The 537-nt window shown below is 59.6% G+C and carries 1 protein-coding gene; it reads left to right on the forward strand.

What is annotated here, in order from left to right; all coding sequences use genetic code 11:
- Positions 1-537: MFS transporter (locus AC1DRJ_RS32100; protein ID WP_477805626.1), on the forward strand; the 537-nt coding region annotated here is incomplete at both ends.

Here is a 537-nt window from a genome sequence, read left to right on the forward strand (position 1 = left end):
ACCTATAGCCTGGCGTATCTGGACCGCGCCAACTACGGGTTCGCCGCCGCCTCGGGCATGGCCGCCGACCTGATGATCACGCCCGGAATGTCGTCGATGCTCGGCGCGCTGTTCTTTCTCGGTTACTTTTTCTTCCAGGTACCTGGCGCGATTTACGCGCAGAAGAACAGCGTCAAGAAGCTGATTTTCGTCAGCCTGATCCTTTGGGGCAGCCTCGCGACACTGACAGGGATCGTTTCCAACGCGTACTGGCTGATCGTCATCCGCTTCATGCTCGGGGTGGTCGAAGCCGCCGTCATGCCAGCGATGCTGATCTATCTGTGCCACTGGTTTACCCGTGCCGAACGCTCGCGCGCCAACACCTTCCTGATCCTCGGCAACCCGGTGACCATGCTCTGGATGTCGGTGGTGTCGGGTTACCTGGTACAGCATTACAGCTGGCGCTGGATGTTCATCATCGAAGGGTTACCGGCGGTGCTTTGGGCGTTTATCTGGTGGCGTCTGGCCGATGACCGTCCGGCTCAAGCTACATGGCTC

It is taken from the genome of Pseudomonas sp. P5_B2 (assembly GCF_056400445.1).